Below are 1049 nucleotides of genomic sequence, written 5' to 3'. Positions count from 1 at the left end.
ATGAAAATCACCATTATCGGTACCGGCTACGTTGGCCTCGTCACCGGGGCGTGCCTTGCCGAAATCGGTCACGACGTGTTCTGCCTCGACGTCGATCCGCGCAAGATCGACATCCTGAACAACGGCGGCGTGCCGATCCACGAACCCGGCCTGCTCGAACTCATCCAGCGTAACCGCAAGGCGCGCCGCATCACGTTTTCCACCGACATCGCCGCGAGCGTCGAGCACGGCGAGGTCCAGTTCATCGCCGTCGGCACGCCGCCCGACGAAGACGGCTCGGCGGACCTGCAATACGTGCTCGAAGCGGCGCGCAGCATCGGCCGCCACATGAACGGCTTCAAGGTGATCGTCGATAAGTCGACGGTGCCGGTCGGCACGGCCCAGCGCGTGCAGGCCGTGGTCGCCGAGGAACTCGCCAGACGCGGCCTCGACGCGGGCGGGCAGCACCGCTTCTCGGTGGTCTCGAATCCCGAATTCCTGAAAGAGGGCGCGGCCGTGGACGACTTCATGCGTCCGGACCGCATCATCATCGGCATCGACGAGGACGCCAACGGCGAACTCGCGCGCGAGAAGATGAAGCGCCTCTACGCGCCGTTCAACCGCAATCACGAGCGCACGATCTACATGGACGTGCGCTCGGCCGAATTCAGCAAATACGCGGCCAACGCCATGCTGGCCACGCGCATCTCGTTCATGAACGAGATGGCGAATCTGGCTGACCGCGTCGGTGCGGACATCGAATCGGTGCGGCGCGGTATCGGCTCCGATCCGCGCATCGGCTATCACTTTCTCTATGCGGGCTGCGGCTATGGCGGCTCGTGTTTTCCGAAGGACGTGCAGGCGCTGATCCGCACGGCGGCGGAATCCGGCCAGAACCTGCGCATTCTCGAAGCGGTCGAGGACGTGAACCACGCCCAGAAGGACGTGCTGGTGCGCAAGATCGTCAAGTCGCTGGGCGAGGATCTGCGCGGGCGCCACTTCGCGGTCTGGGGCCTGGCGTTCAAGCCGAATACCGACGACATGCGCGAGGCGCCGAGCCGCCGCCTGAT

At 65.0% G+C, this 1049-nt stretch carries 1 protein-coding gene; it reads left to right on the top strand.

Translation table 11 applies throughout. From position 1 onward, the window contains the following. Positions 1–1049: UDP-glucose dehydrogenase family protein (locus tag B0G62_RS31025; RefSeq protein WP_103707981.1), on the top strand; the 1049-nt coding region annotated here is incomplete at its 3' end.

The sequence above is a fragment of the Paraburkholderia eburnea genome, from assembly GCF_002917095.1.
In the GTDB taxonomy this organism is placed as follows: Bacteria; Pseudomonadota; Gammaproteobacteria; order Burkholderiales; family Burkholderiaceae; genus Paraburkholderia; species Paraburkholderia eburnea.
The sequence above is the reverse complement of the archived record's forward strand: the minus strand, read 5'-3'. Positions and strand labels throughout refer to the sequence as shown.